This is a genomic window from Polaribacter huanghezhanensis, from assembly GCF_030444335.1.
GTDB classification, from domain to species: domain Bacteria; phylum Bacteroidota; class Bacteroidia; order Flavobacteriales; family Flavobacteriaceae; genus Polaribacter; species Polaribacter huanghezhanensis.
Window position 1 is genome coordinate 1,506,514 of record NZ_CP128595.1, and the last position, 18,827, is coordinate 1,525,340.

General features: G+C 31.2%; 18 protein-coding genes and 3 tRNA genes. All 21 read left to right on the top strand.

Annotated features, from left to right (window positions below; genetic code table 11):
• The first annotated feature begins 83 nt into the window (after window positions 1–83).
• The 21 genes from KCTC32516_RS07175 to KCTC32516_RS07270 all read left to right on the top strand — a co-directional run bounded on the left by KCTC32516_RS07175 (window position 84) and on the right by KCTC32516_RS07270 (window position 18,826).
• Window positions 84–476: an ExbD/TolR family protein gene (locus KCTC32516_RS07175; RefSeq protein ID WP_301399738.1), complete on the top strand. Its 393-nt coding sequence runs from the start codon at window positions 84–86 to the stop codon at window positions 474–476.
• A gap of 128 nt (window positions 477–604) precedes the next feature.
• Window positions 605–1,429 (top strand): energy transducer TonB, encoded by an 825-nt coding sequence (locus tag KCTC32516_RS07180; protein ID WP_301399739.1) that lies wholly within the window; start codon window positions 605–607, stop codon window positions 1,427–1,429.
• Window positions 1,430–1,489: 60 nt separating this feature from the next.
• On the top strand, window positions 1,490–2,698 hold the full coding sequence (locus KCTC32516_RS07185; protein WP_301399740.1) for a bifunctional folylpolyglutamate synthase/dihydrofolate synthase: 1,209 nt from the start codon (window positions 1,490–1,492) through the stop codon (window positions 2,696–2,698).
• Between the two features lie 58 nt (window positions 2,699–2,756).
• A tRNA-Lys gene (locus KCTC32516_RS07190) sits at window positions 2,757–2,851 on the top strand.
• A gap of 158 nt (window positions 2,852–3,009) precedes the next feature.
• Window positions 3,010–3,084, top strand: a tRNA-Val gene (locus KCTC32516_RS07195).
• Window positions 3,085–3,132: 48 nt separating this feature from the next.
• Window positions 3,133–3,381 carry a GIY-YIG nuclease family protein gene (locus KCTC32516_RS12155; protein WP_366911083.1) on the top strand — a complete coding sequence of 83 codons (249 nt, stop codon included), beginning with the start codon at window positions 3,133–3,135 and terminating at the stop codon, window positions 3,379–3,381.
• A tRNA-Lys gene (locus tag KCTC32516_RS07200) sits at window positions 3,376–3,467 on the top strand. Before KCTC32516_RS12155 ends, KCTC32516_RS07200 begins: the two co-directional genes overlap by 6 nt.
• Before the next feature lie 111 nt (window positions 3,468–3,578).
• Window positions 3,579–4,568, top strand: coding sequence for an SDR family oxidoreductase (locus tag KCTC32516_RS07205; protein ID WP_301399742.1), 990 nt, complete (start codon window positions 3,579–3,581; stop codon window positions 4,566–4,568).
• A gap of 98 nt (window positions 4,569–4,666) precedes the next feature.
• Window positions 4,667–4,981, top strand: a complete 315-nt coding sequence (locus KCTC32516_RS07210; RefSeq protein WP_301399743.1) for a four helix bundle protein — start codon at window positions 4,667–4,669, stop codon at window positions 4,979–4,981.
• A gap of 52 nt (window positions 4,982–5,033) precedes the next feature.
• Window positions 5,034–6,362 carry a nucleotide sugar dehydrogenase gene (locus tag KCTC32516_RS07215; protein ID WP_301399744.1) on the top strand — a complete coding sequence of 443 codons (1,329 nt, stop codon included), beginning with the start codon at window positions 5,034–5,036 and terminating at the stop codon, window positions 6,360–6,362.
• A 96-nt stretch (window positions 6,363–6,458) separates the two neighbouring features.
• Complete coding sequence (locus KCTC32516_RS07220; RefSeq protein WP_301399745.1) at window positions 6,459–6,812, top strand: four helix bundle protein; 354 nt, start codon at window positions 6,459–6,461, stop codon at window positions 6,810–6,812.
• A gap of 106 nt (window positions 6,813–6,918) precedes the next feature.
• Entirely contained in the window at window positions 6,919–7,857 is a 939-nt protein-coding gene (locus KCTC32516_RS07225) for a Gfo/Idh/MocA family oxidoreductase (protein ID WP_301399747.1), read from the top strand.
• 24 nt (window positions 7,858–7,881) lie between these two features.
• Window positions 7,882–8,310 (top strand): adenylyltransferase/cytidyltransferase family protein, encoded by a 429-nt coding sequence (locus KCTC32516_RS07230; RefSeq protein ID WP_301399749.1) that lies wholly within the window; start codon window positions 7,882–7,884, stop codon window positions 8,308–8,310.
• A 4-nt stretch (window positions 8,311–8,314) separates the two neighbouring features.
• Complete coding sequence (locus KCTC32516_RS07235) at window positions 8,315–9,637, top strand: UDP-glucose dehydrogenase family protein (RefSeq protein WP_301399750.1); 1,323 nt, start codon at window positions 8,315–8,317, stop codon at window positions 9,635–9,637.
• Between the two features lie 282 nt (window positions 9,638–9,919).
• Entirely contained in the window at window positions 9,920–12,346 is a 2,427-nt protein-coding gene (locus tag KCTC32516_RS07240; protein WP_301399751.1) for an SLBB domain-containing protein, read from the top strand.
• A 33-nt stretch (window positions 12,347–12,379) separates the two neighbouring features.
• Entirely contained in the window at window positions 12,380–13,498 is a 1,119-nt protein-coding gene (locus KCTC32516_RS07245; RefSeq protein WP_301399752.1) for a Wzz/FepE/Etk N-terminal domain-containing protein, read from the top strand.
• 33 nt (window positions 13,499–13,531) lie between these two features.
• Window positions 13,532–13,999 carry a UpxY family transcription antiterminator gene (locus KCTC32516_RS07250; protein ID WP_301399753.1) on the top strand — a complete coding sequence of 156 codons (468 nt, stop codon included), beginning with the start codon at window positions 13,532–13,534 and terminating at the stop codon, window positions 13,997–13,999.
• 162 nt (window positions 14,000–14,161) lie between these two features.
• Window positions 14,162–15,208 carry a dTDP-glucose 4,6-dehydratase gene (gene rfbB, locus KCTC32516_RS07255; protein ID WP_301399754.1) on the top strand — a complete coding sequence of 349 codons (1,047 nt, stop codon included), beginning with the start codon at window positions 14,162–14,164 and terminating at the stop codon, window positions 15,206–15,208.
• A 3-nt stretch (window positions 15,209–15,211) separates the two neighbouring features.
• Entirely contained in the window at window positions 15,212–16,090 is an 879-nt protein-coding gene (gene rfbA / locus KCTC32516_RS07260; RefSeq protein ID WP_301399755.1) for a glucose-1-phosphate thymidylyltransferase RfbA, read from the top strand.
• A 97-nt stretch (window positions 16,091–16,187) separates the two neighbouring features.
• Window positions 16,188–17,630: a lipopolysaccharide biosynthesis protein gene (locus KCTC32516_RS07265; RefSeq protein ID WP_301399756.1), complete on the top strand. Its 1,443-nt coding sequence runs from the start codon at window positions 16,188–16,190 to the stop codon at window positions 17,628–17,630.
• Window positions 17,631–17,653: 23 nt separating this feature from the next.
• On the top strand, window positions 17,654–18,826 hold the full coding sequence (locus KCTC32516_RS07270) for a glycosyltransferase (RefSeq protein WP_301399757.1): 1,173 nt from the start codon (window positions 17,654–17,656) through the stop codon (window positions 18,824–18,826).
• Window position 18,827: the final 1 nt, after the last annotated feature.

Below are 18,827 nucleotides of genomic sequence, written 5' to 3' on the forward strand. Positions count from 1 at the left end.
TGAAAGTTTAAAGTTTGTAAAGTTGAAAAGTATTTTGAGAACTTTTAGACTTTCTACTTTTAAACTTTAAAAACTATTTTCAAATGAATATTAGAGGAAGAAATAAAGTCAACCCAAATTTCAATATGTCGTCTATGACTGATATTGTTTTTTTATTGTTGATATTTTTTATGCTCACATCTACATTAGTGACTGTAAGTGCAATTGATGTCTTTTTGCCAAAAGCTGGTGGAAAAACGGAGAATAAAAAATCAATTGCTGTTTCAATTACAAATACATCACTTTTTTATATTGATAAAACAGAAGTTAGTGCAGCTAATTTAGAAAACGAAATTTTAAAATTGGTAGGAGCAGATAAAGCAAAAATAGTTGTTATTAGAGGTGATAAAGATGTTCCCTATAAAAATGTGATGAAGATTATTGACATTGCAAATAGAAATAAATTAAAAATGATTTTAGCTGTAAAAGGGAAATAGTTTTTTTTGCTAAAGGCTAAAGGCTAAAGGCTAAAGGCTAAAGGCTAAAGGCTAAAGGCTAGGCTGAAATTAATTCAATAAAAAAGAAAGAAGTCACTTCGAGCATTGTTAAGAAGGATTTAAGAAAAATGCAAATATTAGAAACAACATATAAAAAAAAATCAGCTATAATTACTGCAGTAATTCTTGCGTTAATTTTAGTCGGAATTTTCAACTTCGGAATGCAGTATTTAGATCCGCCACAAGAATATGGATTGGCAATTAATTTTGGCGATTCAAATGTTGGAAATGGAGATCCAGTTGTTCAAACAAAAGAAAATCCTGCGGTAAAAAAAGTTGAAAAAGAAATTGAGGAAAAAGAAGAAGTAATTCCGAAAGAAACTATCAAAGAAAAGGTCATTACACAAGACACAAAAGAGGCTCCTGTTGTAGAAAAACCAATAAAGAAAAAAGTAGAAGAACCTAAAAAGGAAATAAAGAAGGTAGAAAAGCCAAAAGAAATACCGAAGCCAAAACCATCGAAAGAAACGCAAGATGCTTTAAATAATTTATTAAAAGGAAATTCTAAAGACGGAGAAAATAAAGGAGAAGGCGATGCTGATAATCCAGGGTTAAAAGGGGATAAAAATGGCGATCCAAAATCAACAAAATACTACGGAAATAATGGAAGTAGTGGAGATGAAAATTACAATTTAGCAGGAAGAAATGCCTTGTCAAGACCCATTGAAAAACCTGAATGTAATGAAGAAGGAATCGTGGTTGTTAGTATTGAAGTAGATAAAACGGGTAAAGTAACAAAAGCTACTCCAGGAGTGAAAGGGTCAACAAATACAGCAAAATGTTTATTGGATCCAGCAAAAGCTGCGGCTCTAAAAACTACATGGAATCCAGATAAAAATGCACCTGCAAAACAAATAGGAACTATAATTTACCGCTTTTCTTTATCCGAATAATTAATTATTTTTATATTCTAAAATGTCATATCGAGCGCAGTCGAGATATCTCAATAAACTATGACCTATCAAGAAACATTAAATTGGATGTTTTCTCAATTGCCGATGTATCAAAGAGAAGGCAAAATAGCATTCAAAAAAGACTTAACCAATATTTTAGCATTTTCAAAAGTATTAGATTTTCCTGAGAAAAAATTTAAATCGATTCATGTTGGTGGTACAAACGGAAAAGGTTCTACGAGCCATATGATTGCTTCAGTTTTGGAAGAAGCGGGCTATAAAGTTGGATTGTACACATCGCCACATTTAAAGAATTTTACGGAGAGAATCAGGATCAACGGAGAAGAAATTTCTCCAAATTTTGTTGTTGAGTTTATTGAAAAAAACAAACTATTTTTAGAAAAGCAGAAACTCTCTTTTTTTGAAATGACTGTTGGAATGGCATTTGATTATTTCGCAACCAAAAAGGTTGATATTGCAATTGTTGAAGTCGGTTTGGGAGGAAGATTAGATTCAACAAATAGTATTACACCCGAAGTTTCTGTAATTACCAATATTGGGTTGGATCACACGCAATTTTTAGGGGAAACACTTCAAGAAATTGCCTTTGAAAAAGCAGGAATTATTAAAAACAACATTCCTGTTATCATTGGAGAAAGACAAAAAGAAGTTGAGGACGTTTTTATAGAAAAAGCAAAAGAAGTAAAAACGGATCTCTTTTTTGCCTCAGATTTTTCTCAAAATTATAAAACAGATTTATTAGGAGATTATCAACAAAAGAATGTAAAAACAGCAGCTTTAGCAATTCGTAAATTAACTACTTTTAAAGTAAAAGAAAATCATATTGAAAAAGGGTTTTTGAATGTTGTAAAGAATACAGGTTTAAGAGGACGGTGGCAAATTTTACAAGAGTTACCAAAAGTGATTTGTGATACAGCACATAATAAAGAAGGTTTGTTGTTGACAATGCATCAGCTTACAAAAGAAAAGTACAACAACTTACATATTGTTTTAGGAGTTGTTTCTGATAAGAAATTAGAGGATGTTTTAGGGTTGTTTCCTAAAAAGGCTCATTATTATTTTTGTCAACCTAATATTCCAAGAGCTTTAAATGTATCTGATTTACAAGAAAGAGCTAAGGAATTTAAGCTGTTTGGACAGAAATATAGTTCTGTAAATGAGGCATATAAATCAGCAAAAGAAAACTCAGAAAAAGAAGATGTAATTTATATTGGAGGAAGCACATTTGTAGTTGCTGAAGTTTTATAAAAAAAAGTAAATAAATTTTTGCAGGATGTAAAAACTGTTTTATATTTGCAACCGCTTAGGGCAATTAGCTCAGTTGGTTCAGAGCATCCCGATTTTATCGGGAGGGTTAGAGTTTCCGAAAAATTGGAACACGTTCGAATTCATTATTACCCATGAGATTCCATCTCGAAAAGGAATTAAAAAAATATTCGGGCAATTAGCTCAGTTGGTTCAGAGCATCCCGATTTTTATCGGGAGGGTAGGGAAACGAAATACCTCGAATCCTTCATTACCAATTAGATTCCGTATCGAAAAGGAATTAAAAAATATTCGGGCAATTAGCTCAGTTGGTTCAGAGCACCTCGTTTACACCGAGGGGGTCGGGGGTTCGAATCCCTCATTGCCCACAAAAACTCCTTCGTTAATTCGTTGGAGTTTTTTTTGTTTTTACTTTTATGATTTATACTGTTTACATTTTATTTAGTGAGAAAAGAAACCGCTATTATATTGGTTGTACATCAGATTTAACGAAGCGTTTAGTAAGACATCGACAGAAAAGTAAAGGTTTCACTGGTTCTGCTAGTGATTGGGAGCTGAAATATAAAGAAGAGTTTAGTAGTAAAGAGGCTGCTTATCAAAGAGAGCGGGTGATAAAAAAATGGAAAAGTAGGAAAAAAATTGAACAATTAATAGCTGAGAATTAGCTCAGTTGGTTCAGAGCATCCCGATTTTTATCGGGAGGGTCGGGGGTTTCCGAAATATCGGAACACGTCGAATCCCTCATTGCCCACGAAAGCTTCATAAGAAATTATGGAGTTTTTTTGTTTTTAGTCTTGTTATATTGGTTTTCTTTTTTTGTATTTTCGTAAATTGAAAAAGAAATTTAATTTAAACTTAATTAATGGAATTTGAATTCCTAAAAAATAAAAAAATATTAGTTACTGGTGGTGCTGGTTTTATCGGTTCCAATCTTTGCGAAGCTTTATTAGCAATGGATAATGAAGTAGTCTGTTTAGATAATTTTGCCACAGGAAAAAGAGAAAACTTAAAAACATTTGAGGGAAATCCCAACTTTATTTTAATAGAAGGTGATATTAGAGATTTGCAGGCTTGTAGAAAAGCAGTCAAAGGTGTTGATTATGTTTTGCATCAAGCAGCATTAGGATCTGTACCCAGATCAATTAAAGATCCAATTACATCAAATGAGGTAAATATTGGAGGGTTTTTAACTATGTTGGTGGCATCTAGAGACGCAAAAGTAAAACGCTTTGTGTATGCGGCTAGTTCATCAACCTATGGAGATTCTAAGTTGATGCCTAAGATAGAGGAAGTAATCGGGAGACCATTATCGCCTTATGCAGTTACTAAATACGTTAATGAGTTGTATGCAGATGTGTTTTCCAAAACCTATGGACTAGAAACAATCGGGTTGCGTTATTTTAATGTGTTTGGAAGAAGACAAGATCCGAATGGTGCCTACGCAGCGGTAATTCCGAAATTTGTGAGTCAGTTAATGAAAGGAGAATCTCCAGTGATTAACGGCGACGGAAATTATTCTAGAGACTTTACCTATATAGATAATGTAGTACAAGCGAACTTATTAAGCTTGATTACAGAAAATGAAGAAGCTTTGAATACAGTCTATAATGTGGCCTACGGAGATAGAAACACCTTGAATGAGCTAATGAAGTATTTAAAAGAATACTTATCTGAGTTTGATTCAAAAATTGCAGGTATTGAAGTAGTTTACGGACCGAATAGAACTGGGGATATTCCACACTCACACGCTAGTATAGAAAAAGCAAAAAAGAATTTAAACTATAATCCTAAACATTCATTACAACAAGGCTTAAAAGAAGCTGTTACTTGGTATTGGGGAAATTTGGAGTAGTTTATAAACGGTGAATGGTGTAAGGTGAACAGTAGTTTATAATAAAGAAATAAAATATGATATTGTCATATCGGGATTTGGATGTTTGGAAGAATGCTATGAGTTTGGTAGAAGCTGTGTATAAAACGACTGTTGATTTTCCAGCAGAAGAAAAATATGGATTAACATCACAAATTAGAAGATGTGTAGTTTCTATTCCGTCAAATATCGCTGAGGGATTTATGAGAAAAAGCACCAAGGAATATATTCAAATTTTTTATATTTCACTAGGGTCTTTAGGAGAATTGGACACACAACTTGAAATCAGTAATCGACTAAAGTATATGTCAAACCAAGAAAGTTTAAATAATCAAATTTTAATAATAAGAAAACAATTATATGGTTTGGTTAAAAGTTTAAAAAATAAATTATAAAAGAAGTGTAGATTATCGAACACATAATCTGGGTCACGATTATAAATATGAAATGAAAAATAATACACAAAATAAAACCGCCCACCAATCACCGTGCACCACCAATCCTCGTATAGCGATTATCGGTTTAGGTTATGTTGGCTTGCCATTGGCAAGATTGTTTGCCACTAAATATGCTGTTGTTGGATTTGATATTAACAAAGAAAGAGTAACTGAAATAATGTCTGGAACAGATGCTACCTTAGAAGTATCAGAAGTAGTTTTACAATCTGTTTTGAAAGAAAAAAGTAATTCTGAATTAGGATTATACTGTTCAACAAATACAAAAGATATTGAAGATTGTGATTATTATATTATTACAGTCCCAACTCCTGTAGATAAAAATAATAGACCAGTTTTAACTCCTTTAATTAAAGCAAGTGAAACAGTTGGAAGGGTTTTGAAAAAAGGAGATATTGTAATTTATGAATCTACGGTATATCCTGGTGCAACCGAAGAAGATTGTGTGCCAGTATTAGAAAAAATATCAGGTTTGACTTTTAATAAAGATTTCTTTGCTGGATACTCTCCGGAAAGAATTAATCCAGGAGATAAAGAACACACCGTAGAAAAAATTTTAAAAGTAACTTCAGGTTCTACTCCAGAAATTGGAAAAAAAATTGATAATCTTTATAAATCTGTCATTACCGCTGGAACACATTTAGCTCCGACCATCAAAGTTGCAGAAGCTGCTAAAGTAATTGAAAACTCTCAGCGCGATATCAATATTGCTTTTGTAAATGAGTTGGCTAAAATATTCAATTTAATGAATATCAATACTCATGATGTGTTAGAAGCTGCCGGTACCAAATGGAATTTTTTACCATTTAAGCCAGGGCTAGTTGGGGGGCATTGTATTGGTGTAGATCCTTATTATTTAGCGCAAAAAGCGCAAGAATTTGGATATCACCCAGAAATTATTTTAGCAGGGAGGCGTTTGAATGATAGTATGGGAAGTTATATTGCTTCTGAAGTAATTAAGTTAATGCTTCAGAAAGACATAGCAATTAAAAACGCTGAAATTTTAATTTTAGGGATTACTTTTAAGGAGAATTGTCCAGATATTAGGAACACCAAAGCTGTAGATGTTATAAATTCTTTAATTGAATATGGAGTTGATGTAACGATTTATGATCCATGGGTTAATAAAGAAGAGGTAAGAAAAGAATATCATTTAGAGGCATTAAATAAATTACCAAATCAAAAATTTGACGCCATCGTTTTAACAGTAGCTCATCAAGAGTATGCTGAAATAGATTATTTGAAACTGAGAAAAAAGAATTCTATAATTTATGATGTAAAAAATAAATTACCAGAAAAAGTAAAAAATAAAACCTTGTAACATAGGAAGGGTGACAATGACGATGATGATGACAATGACGATGACGAAATTCAGGTCATAGGCAAAGGTCTTCATTATAAAAAATAAAAATAAAAAATGCGTAATTTTCGAGAATATGATGTTTGGCAAGATGCTGTTGTGTTGGTCGATGTAGTTTATGAAGTATTAAAATCATTTCCAACTGAAGAAAGATTTGTTTTGGTTCCTCAAATGAGTCGGAGCGCAATTTCAATTCCATCTAATATTGCAGAAGGAGCTTCAAGAGATTCAGAAAAAGATTTTAGAAGATTTATTATAATTGCATTGGGATCGGCACATGAATTAGAAACACAAATTATAATTGCAACAAAAAGAATGTATATATCAGAAAGAGAAAGTACAAAGCTAATTTCTGATACTCAAAGCATACAAAAAAGATTACATGGATTAAAAAAGAAGTTAGATAAATGACAATGACAATGACAATGACAATGACAATGACAATAACTAAGACGAAGACGAAATCAAGGTCATCGTCATAGTCAAGAGTCATAGTTATAGTAATAATTTAAAAAGGATGAATAAAAAAAACTTTGCACTGATTGGAGCCGCAGGATATATTGCTCCAAGACATTTAAAAGCGATAAAAGAAACGAACAATAACTTGATCGCTGCACTTGATAAATTTGATAGCGTGGGAATTATGGATAGTTACTTCCCAAATGCAGATTTCTTCGTAGAATTTGAGCGTTTTGACCGTCATATAGAGAAGCTGAAAAGAAAAGGAACACTTTTGGATTATGTGAGTATTTGCACTCCTAATTATTTACACGACTCTCATATTAGAATGGCATTGCGAAGTGGAGCAGATGCAATTTGTGAAAAACCATTAGTGCTAAATCCTTGGAATGTAGATGCTTTAGCTGATATAGAAAAAGAATCTGGGCAAAAAATTTACACGATATTACAATTGCGATTACACCCAAGCATCATCGCGTTAAAACAAAAAATAGATTCAGAAAAGAAAGATGCCAAATACGATGTTGATTTAACTTATATTGCTTCAAGAGGCAACTGGTATGCTGTTTCATGGAAAGGAGATGAGTCTAAATCAGGAGGAATTGCTACCAATATCGGTGTACATTTTTATGACATGCTTTCTTGGATATTTGGAGAAGTGCAAGAAAATAATGTTCATTTACGAGAGAAAAATAAAGCAGCTGGGTACTTAGAATTTGAAAAAGCAAGAGTTCGTTGGTTTTTGTCTATTGATGAAACTGATTTGCCTATTGATATAAGAAAAAACGGACAAAGAACCTATCGTTCTATTACTGTTGATAATGAAGAAGTGGAATTTAGTTCTGGGTTTACAGAGTTGCATACGAAAAGTTATCAAGAGATTTTAAAAGGAAATGGATTTGGATTACAAGAAGCAAAACAATCGATTGAGATTGTTCATGAAATACGAAATAATTCTTTAATATCATCAGGGAATAAGCACCCGTTTATCAATTAAGTGTTTTATATTTGAAAAAAAACAATGAAAATAGGAATTACTTTTAGTGCCTTTGATTTATTTCACGCCGGACACGTTAAAATGTTGGAAGAAGCAAAACATCAATGCGATTACTTAATTTGTGGAATTCAAACAGATCCAACCTTAGATAGACCAGAAAAGAATAGGCCTGTACAGTCAGTAGTTGAAAGATATATTCAATTAAAAGGTTGTAAATATGTAGATGAAATTGTGCCTTATGCAACAGAACAAGACTTAGAAGATATCTTACGTTCTTTTAAAATAGATGTTCGTATTATTGGTGATGAATATGCAAATAAGAAATTTACAGGAAGAGAGTATTGTGAAGAAAAGGGAATTCAGTTATATTTTAATAAAAGAGAACATCGATTTTCAAGCAGTAAATTAAGAAAAGAAGTGCAAAAAAAAGAAAATTTAAAGAGTAAAGAATAAATAAATGAATATTACTATTGTAGGTTCAGGATATGTGGGTTTAGTGTCGGGAACTTGTTTTGCTGAAATGGGAAACAAAGTAACTTGTGTTGATATAGATAAAGTTAAGGTTCAAAAATTAAAACAAGGTATTTTACCAATTTTTGAACCAGGTTTAGAAACGATGGTTATAAAAAACATTCACAATAAAAATTTATTTTTTACAACAAATGTATCCCAGGCGATATCGAATGCTGAAATTGTTTTTATTGCTGTTGGGACCCCGATGGGAGAAGATGGGGGAGCAGATTTGCAATATGTATTGGCTGTGGCAAAATCGATTGGTATGGCTATGAAAAAAAGATTGGTAGTTGTTGATAAATCAACCGTACCTGTTGGAACTGCTGATAAAGTTAAAGAAATCATTCAGATCGAACTAAATAGAAGAGGAGAACATATCGAATTTGATGTAGTATCTAATCCTGAATTCTTAAAAGAAGGAGCTGCAATTAATGATTTTATGAAACCTGATCGGGTAGTAATTGGAGCTGAATCAGATTTTGCGTTTCATTTAATGAAGCAGTTATATGCTCCTTTTTTTAGAACTCATGATCGTTTTATCATGATGAATATTCGTTCAGCAGAAATGACAAAATATGCTGCCAATGCCATGTTGGCAACAAAAATTTCATTTATGAATGAAATCGCTAATATTTGTGAAAGAGTAGGTGCAGATGCAAATCAAGTAAGAGTTGGTATTGGTTCTGACAAAAGAATAGGCTATGATTTTATTTATCCTGGAATTGGTTATGGAGGAACATGTTTTCCAAAAGACATATCAGCTTTGATTCAGTTAGGAAAAAACAATGGATATGAACCAGCATTAATTTCGTCTGTTGAAATGGTTAATAATAAGCAAAAAGAGCTTTTTTTAAATAAAATTTTAGAGAGATTTGGTGAAAATTTATCAGATAAAGCATTTGCAGTTTGGGGATTGTCTTTTAAGCCTGAAACGGATGATATGAGGGAAGCCCCATCAACGTTTATCATTAAGGAATTAAAGAAAAGAGGAGCAACTATTAGGGCATATGACCCAAAGGCAATGAATCAAGCAAAAGACTATTATTTAAAAGAGTGTGATGTTTTTTATGGTAAGGAAAAATATGAAACTTTAGATAATGCGAATGGGTTGATTTTGTTGACAGAGTGGAAAGAATTTCGTTCTCCAGATTTCAATGAAATCAAAAAAAGATTAGAGCATCCAATAATATATGATGCTAGAAATCAATATAATGTTTTTGAATTATCAGAAAAAGGTTTTGAATATTATCAAATGGGAAAAGATTAGTTGTAAAAAAGTAAAATGATCTCTTTTTATAAGTGATATCACAGTTTTTAAAGTAATGGATACCAAAAGAATTGCAAGGAAAAGAAAAATAAAAAATAAAAGAGAAATTGTTGAATATTGCTGTTTTTTTATTGGAGATATATGGGGTTAAAAAAAGCACATGAAACAAGCAATTGTTTTTGATGATACAAATCAATACTGTATATTTGTCCTTGACAAAATGAAATTTTAATTTACAAAAAAGTTAAAATTATTTCGGTTAGTATAATAAATTTTAATAAAATGAAAAAGAGAAGTCACCTGTTCCTAATTATATTTTTATGTTTTTTTACATCTATAGTATTAGCTCAAGATATTAGTCAGTTAAAAAATATAAATATAAGTAACCTGTCTGATGATCAAATTGAATCGTATTGGAATTCTATACAGAAAAAAGGGTATACGATGGAACAGGTTGAGCTTTTGGCGGAAACTCGAGGGGTTTCATCGATTAAAATAGCTGAATTTAAAAGAAGAGTTAATAATTTAAATACTTCTTCAAAACCAAAAGATAAAAAAGACGATACTGTAGATAAAGATAACGCTAATGATTCTTTTGGGTTAAAAGGCGATGAAGATTTTGATAAGGAAAAACCAAAAGAATTATTATTTGGGTTTGATTTTTTTAACAATCCAAAAATCACTTTTACTCCAAATATTAATATTGCAGTTCCAGAGAATTACCAACTAGGTCCTGGAGATGAATTGATAATTGATTTATGGGGGGCAACAGAGTTAACTTACAAATCTATAGTTAATAACCAAGGGAATATAAAGGTTGAAGGAGTTGGTCAAATTTATGTGAATGGATTTACCATTGAAAATGCCAGTAAAAAAATCATCTCTAAATTAAAAAAGAAACATGCAGGTATTGGAGCTTCATCTAGTAGCTACAATAAGATAAATACGAATATTACGGTTTCTAAAATAAGAACAGTTCAAATAAATATTATTGGAGAAGTTAAAGTTCCAGGAACCTATTCGCTAAACTCTTTGTCTACAGTATTAAACGCTTTGTATGTGGCTGGAGGCCCAACGAAAACCGGTACTTTTAGAGAGGTGAAATTGGTCAGAAAAGGAGAAGTAGTAGGTGTGTTAGATATTTATAATTACTTATTGAAAGGTTCTCAAAAAGGAAATTTAAAACTTCAAGATCAAGACGTCTTGTTGGTGGGTTCATATCAAAACCTAGTTACTGTGGAAGGGGCTGTTAAAAGGCCTGGTATTTATGAATTAAAAAAAGGCCAAACACTTGATGATTTAATTCAATACTTTGGAGGATTTACGCCTGAAGCTTATACAGATTTATTGGTTTTAGAACGTGTTAATGGTAAGCAAAAGGAGGTAAAAGAAGTACAAATACAAGATGCTAAAAATTTCTTAATTAAAGGAGGAGATAAATTAATTGTTCAAGAAGTTGTAGATAAATATAAAAATAAAATATCCTTAAAAGGAGAAGTGTATAGACCAGGTAATTATGAATTACTTGAAAACATGACGCTTAAAAGTTTAATTGAAAAAGCAGAAGGGGTTACACCTGAAGCTTTTTTATCTAGAGGTTTATTAGTTAGAGCTTTTGATGATACAAATAAGCAGAATATCGCTTTTTCTGTTTTAGATATTTTGAATGGTAAAACGTCTATTGTGTTAAAGGCAAATGATGAAATACGAATTTTTAATAAACAAGATTTACGAGAAAAAAGAACAATATCAATTGATGGAGCCGTTAATAACCCCGCTACATTCGACTTTATTGGTAAGTTGCAGATTGAAGATGTAATTGCCATGTCTGGAGGTTTAACAGAAGGGGCAGACCCGCAAGTAGTACACGTTTCAAGAAGGTTAAAAGATGGTAGCTTTAAAACCTTGAGCAAAAACTTCACAATTTCTTCACAAACAAATTTAGTACTTAACGATGGAAAACCTTTTTATATTGAGCCGTTTGACATAATCAATGTTAGGTATTTAAAAGGGTATGCTTCCCAAAAAAAAGTAATTGTAAAAGGAGAAGTTAAGTACCAAGGTTCTTATGTGTTGATAAATAAAAATGAACGAATTTCTGATTTAATTAAAAGAGCAGGAGGGTTAACACCATTTGCCTATGTTAAAGGAGCAACACTTGTTAGGGAAAACGAAGAAGAATCTGTTAGGAAGCAAGAAGAACTATTAAAAAAAATAAACGAAAAGGATTCAATTACGAACAATGAAAAAAAATTAGAGAGAGAAAAAGATGGATTTAAAATTGGGATTGATTTAGATAAGATTTTAAATAGAGGTGGAGCGGGGACAGATATTGATTTGTTCTTAGAAGAGGGAGACGAATTACTAATTCCGTCAGAAAAACAGACAATTGAAGTAAGAGGGGAAGTGTTATCGCCTGCTTTAATCCATTATAAACATGGCAAAGGTTTAAAGTCATATGTGAACAATTCAGGAGGGTTTTCTCAAAAGGCAAAAAAATCTAAAATCTTTGTGGTGTATAGTAATGGAGATATAAAAGCAGTGAGAAGTTTTTTGTTTTTTAGAACTTATCCTAAATTAGAGCCAGGGGCCATTATATTTGTTCCTTCAAAAACAGAAAGTAAAAATCAATTAAGTACTCAGGAAATTTTAGGGATTACTTCAAGTATTGGTACAATAGCTTTGATTATACAATCTTTAAAAAAATAAGGATAGGCTTTTAAGTATTTTAAAATTATTCAAATGAAAAAACAGCTAAAAACAACTGATATGCCTTCTGAAAACCAAGAAGAAGACACTATTGACATCATTGCCTTATTAAAAACGATTTGGATAAGTAGAAAATGGATTCTAAAAACAGTCTTCGTTTTTATGTTATTAGGGCTGTTTGTGGCTGTTTTCTCTAAAGATGAATATACCGCTTCTACCACTTTTGTTCCGGCTAATCAAGGGGAGGGCACAAAAGGAAGCCTAGGAAGTTTGGCGTCTTTAGCAGGTATTAGTTTAGGGGGAGCTAATGCTGGCACCGAAATTTCACCAGAATTATATCCACAAATAGTAAAAAGCATTCCTTTTCAACTAGAGCTTTTAGACACCAAGCTAACTATAGATGGGCAAGAGAAACCAGTATCATACAAAGAGTATTACGATATTATTTATAGTGCAGGGGTATTAGGGAATATTAAAAAATATACAGTAGGGTTACCAGCTGTTATTCTTTCTTTATTTAGGGTAGATGCTAAAGAAGAAGAAACATTTTTTCAAGAAAATCAAATACTTTCTCTCTCTCAAGAGAATAGTGATTTAATTAAGCAATTGACAGCCCAAATAAGTTTGGAAGTAAATGATAAAGAAGGTTTTGTTACTATTTCAGCAACGCTACCAGAGGCTACCGCAAGTGCTCAGTTAACTTTAAAAGCTCAGACACTATTGCAAGACTATGTGCTAAAATTCAAAACTCAAAAAGCTATTGAACAGTTGCATTATATTGAAGATCGGTATTTGGAAAAACAGCAAGAGTTTACTAAAATAAAAATAGAATTTGCTCGTTTTCAGGATCAGAATAATGCGGTCAATACAGCTTTGGGAAAAATCAAACTATTACAGTTGCAATCTGACTATGATCTCGTTTTTTCAGTGTATACTGAATTAGCAAAACAATTAGAAACACAACGTTTACAAGTAAAAAAAGACACCCCATTATTCACTGTTTTAAAACCGGTAAACATCCCAATAGAAAAGTCAGCGCCTAAAAGGTTTTTAATCTTAGTCGTTTACTCGTTTTTAGGACTGGTACTAAGCATAGGATATGTTTTAGTAAGGCCTATTGTTTTAAATGTAAAAAAAGACTTTATTAATTAGCCTTTTTTAACTATTGTCCTTTAAACTCTTATTATGATAGATGTTATTTCTAAAAATTGGTTTGTTTTGTGCACAAAACCTAGAAATGAGTTAAAGGTAAAAGAGCGTCTGACATCCATTGGAATAGAGGCCTATACGCCTACCAGAATTGAGGTTCGTCAATGGTCGGATCGTAAGAAAAAGATATTGGTGCCTTTGTTGCCATCGATGGTCTTAGTGAGTTTGTTAGAGAAGCAAGTAGATCAGGTATTTGAAGTGCCAGGAGTTGTTCGGTATTTGTTTGAACACGGCAAGCGTGCCAAGGTATCAAATCAAGAGGTATTGGCAATGCAACGTTATTTAGAAAACACCTACCAGGCAACCCAAAAAGAATTGGAGGTCGGAGATACAGTAAAAGTACCCTTGTTAGAGCAGGAGGCAACATTGCTTTCTATCAAAGGGAAAAAGTGTTTGGCCCAGTTGCAAAAAATAGGGGCCCTTGTATCATTTCAATTGCAGTAAGCAATTGGATTTTTTATATAATAAAAATTCATTACTGTGAGTAGTGCCGGCGAAGCCGTGAGAAAAACGAAAGTTTTGGGGCTTTATAGAGTCCTGAAAAAGAACTAAAAGCGCAAATAGAAACAAAACAGGCTATCGGGGGTAGTCGAAAAAAAATAAGTTATGAAAAAAATTTTAATAACAGGAGGAGCTGGATTTATTGGTTCTCATGTTGTAAGGCTTTTTGTTAACAAATATCCTGAGTGTCATATTTATAATTTAGATGCTTTAACTTATGCAGGAAATTTAGAAAATCTCAAAGATGTTGAGTATAAAAAGAATTATACTTTTTTACATGGAGATATAACAGAAGAGGAATATATAAAATCAATTTTCACAGATTATCAATTTGATTCAGTAATACATTTGGCGGCCGAGTCACATGTGGACCGATCCATTACAGATCCTTTAGCATTTGCAAAAACAAATATATTAGGTACGATGGTTCTTTTAAATGCCTTTAAAATTTTGTGGCAAAACAAATGGGATGATAAACGCTTTTATCATGTTAGTACAGATGAAGTATATGGATCACTTGGGGCAACTGGTTTGTTTGAGGAATCTACACCTTACAATCCAAATTCGCCTTATTCTGCTTCAAAAGCAAGTTCTGATCATTTTGTAAGAGCTTATGGGGAAACTTATAAAATACCTTATGTGATTTCTAATTGTTCAAATAACTATGGTCAACACCAATTTCCTGAAAAATTAGTACCCCTTTTTATTAATAATATTTTAAATGACAAGCCTTTACCTGTCTATGGTGATGGTAATTACACTAGGGATTGGCTATACGTATTGGACCATGCCATTGCTATTGATTTAGTTTTTCATAAAGGTGTAAATCATGAAACTTATAATATTGGAGGTTTTAATGAATGGAAGAATATTGATTTAGTTAAATTACTATGTGAACAAATGGACAATAAACTAGGTCGTGCGAATGGAACTAGTGAAAAATTAATTACCTATGTAAAGGATCGTCCCGGTCATGATCTAAGATATGCTATTGACGCTTCTAAAATAAATAAAGACCTTGGTTGGAGTCCTACTGTTACATTCGAGGAAGGGTTATCTGAAACCATAGATTGGTATTTAAGTAATGAGGAATGGCTAAACAATGTAACATCGGGTAATTATCAGAATTATTATAATAAACAATATAACTAAATCATGAAAGGAATAATATTAGCAGGTGGAACGGGTAGCAGGTTGTATCCAATAACAAAAGGTATTTCCAAACAGTTAATACCTATTTATGATAAACCAATGATATATTACCCTTTGTCAGTCTTGATGTTAGCGGGTATTAAAGATATTTTAATAATTTCAACTCCATATGATTTGCCAGGTTTCAAGAGATTATTAGGTGACGGATCTGATTATGGTTTAAATTTGTCCTTTGCAGAACAAGTATCTCCAGATGGGCTGGCACAAGCCTTTATTATTGGAGAAGATTTTATTGGTGATGATTCGGTATGTTTGATATTAGGAGATAATATTTTTTATGGCCAAGGTTTTTCTCCAATGCTTGAAGAATCCATAAGACTTGCTGAATTAAAAAATGAAGCTACTATTTTTGGTTATAGAGTGAAAGATCCTAAAAATTTTGGAGTTATAGAATTTGATAAGAATGAAAAAGTATTAAGTGTTCTAGAAAAACCAAAAAACCCTAAATCTATGTATGCTGCTGTTGGTTTGTATTTTTATCCTAATAAGGTTACTCAAATTGCCAAAACGATAAAGCCCTCAGACAGGGGGGAGTTAGAAATTACAACTGTTAATCAAGTTTTTCTAGAAGAAGGCTCTTTGAATGTGAAAAAATTGGGACGTGGTTTTGCATGGTTAGATACAGGTACTCATGAATCGTTAGCTCAAGCATCTAATTTTATAGAGACATTAGAAAAACGTCAAGGTATAAAAATTGCTTGTTTAGAGGAAATTGCGTTCTTCAAAGGTTGGATATCTTTAGATCGATTAAAACGATTAGCAGAGCCAATGAAGAAAAATGAATATGGTAAGTATCTATTAAGTATTATAAAGACTAATTGATTAAAATATTATGTTCTGTGAAAAATGTTCTAATTACAATAAATAATTTACAGGACCAATTTAAATTATAGTAATAAGTTAATTTTAAAATTTTAATTTGAAGGAGAATTCATTAATAAGTGAATCGATTAAAACTGTTGTTTGGAGTGCTATTGAGCGCTTTTCAGTTCAAGTAATTCAGTTTGTTCTTACAATTATTCTAGCTCGTTTAGTTGCTCCTTCAGAATATGGATTAATAGCAATGCTGACTATTTTTATAGCTGTTGCTCAATCTTTTGTAGACAGTGGCTTTTCAAGTGCATTAGTTCAAAAAAAAAACAGAACAGAAACAGATTTTTCTACAGTATTCTATTTTAATATTGCTATTTCATTAATTTCATATATAATTTTATATTTATCAGCTCCATATATAGCATTATATTATAGAGAACCATTATTAGAGTTGTTATGTAAATGGTTAGGATTGAGCCTAATTATTCAAGGTTTTTCAGTTGTTCAAGTAGCTAAATTGACAATATCACTTGATTTTAAAACACAAGCACGGGCATCATTGACAGCTGTAATTATTAGCGGTTTATTAGGTGTGTATTTAGCTTACAGTGGTTATGGAGTATGGGCACTTGTGGCACAATCATTATTAAATAATATTTTAAATACATCAATTTTATGCTTACTAACTAAGTGGATTCCAAAATTTATTTTTTCAGTTAGCTCTTTGAAATCATTATTTTCATTTGGTTCAAAGTTATTATTATCAGGATTATTACATACTATTTATATCAATCTCTATAGTTTGGTAATAGGACGAAAATATTCAGCAACAGATGTGGGTTTTTTCAATCAAGCGAATCTGTCTGCACGATTTCCATCAGTAAGTTTAATGGCTATTATATCAAGAGCGATCTATCCAATTCAGTGTAAAATTCAAGATGAAAATGAATTATTATTATCTTCATTTAAGCAATATTTACGGATGTCTTGCTATATTATTTTCCCAGTAATGATTTCTATGTCAGTTTTAGCGAAACCATTAATTTTAGTAATATTGACAGATAAATGGCTTCCTATTACAGATTTATTTATGTTTTTATGTATTGGTTATATGTGGATTCCCTTAATGGTTCTTAATAATCAAATTCTACATGTTAAAGGCCGTACAGATTACTTTTTAAAAGCTGAAATAATAAAAAAAATTGTAGGTTTATTTATTTTAGTGGTAACCATGCCATTTGGACTAACAGTATTATGTATAGGATTACTTGTCTATAATTTTTTCGATATGATTATTATTATTTATTTTTCCAAAAAAGTAATAAATACAGGCTATTTCGAACAATTTAAATCTATATTTTCAATTTTTTCCTTATCGATTGCTATGGGAGTAACAATACATTTATCATTATTATTAATTTCAAATATATATCTACAACTTTTTCTAGGTATTCTAATAGGATTGGTATTTTATCTCTCTTTTAGTTATTGGTTTAAAATTAAAGAATTTAATTTTTTACTTTTAAATTTTAAAAAAATAATACAATAGTTAATGCTAATTTTTTTTCTTTTATGAATATTTTATTTCTTTATACAGCAAATATAAATCCTCAATTAGGAGGAGTAGAAAGGGTTACTGTTAATTTAGCTGGTTATTTCGAAAAAAAAGGATTAAGCGTTATTTTTTTAGCATTACCAAATAATACTCCAACGATAGATAAAAGACAGTATTTTTTACCAGATCCTACATCTGCTTTTACAAAAAAAAATATTAATTATTTTCAATCTTTTTTAATTGAAAAATCTATTAGTTTAGTGATAAATCAAGGTGGTAATAATATCCAAATATCTAAATTAGCATCTTATTGTAAGATTAATAAAGTCAAATTAATTTCTGTAGTACATAATTCGCTTTTGGCCACTATAAATAATTTTAGCTTTATTTATCAGAATAAATTTCAGAAACTTGGATTAGATTGGATCACACCCTTTCTAAACACTAAATTTTTTTCTTATATTTTAAGAAAATCTTATATAATTAAATACGGTAAACACTATAAAGCTCTTTGTGGAAATAGTAATTATGTTTTTTTATTGTCAGAAAAATATAAAGAAGAACTAGAGATTTTATTGAATGGTAAACTAACTAATAATGTAATTGGAATGCCTAACCCTATAGTTTATAACGATGTTAAAAAGTGTAACAAAAAAAAAGAAGTTCTATATGTTGGTCGTGTTAATTCTTCTCAGAAAAGAGTTGATTTATTATTAAAAATATGGAGTCTAATAGAAGTTAAACATAGTGATTGGACATTAAACATCGTTGGTGGAGGAGATGAGCTAGAGTCAATGAAACAGTTAAGTGGCAAACTTAATTTAAAAAATGTTTTTTTCCATGGATTTACTGACCCTAAACCGTTTTATGAAACAGCTTCAATTTTTACTATGACTTCATCATTTGAAGGTTTACCAATGACCATACTAGAATCAATGCAATACGGATTAGTCCCAATTGCATTTGATTCATTTCTGTCCGCTAAAGATTTAATTGATGATAAAGAAAATGGCTTTTTAATTACTCCTTTTAATGTTAATGAATACGTTAAAAAGTTATCATTATTAATGTCATCTAGTGACGATTTAGAAAGAATTTCAAATCAATCAAAACAAAAAGTAAAAAATTTTGATCTATCAGTTATTGGAAAGCAATGGATTACTCTTTTCAAAGAACTAAATAATAGTTAAA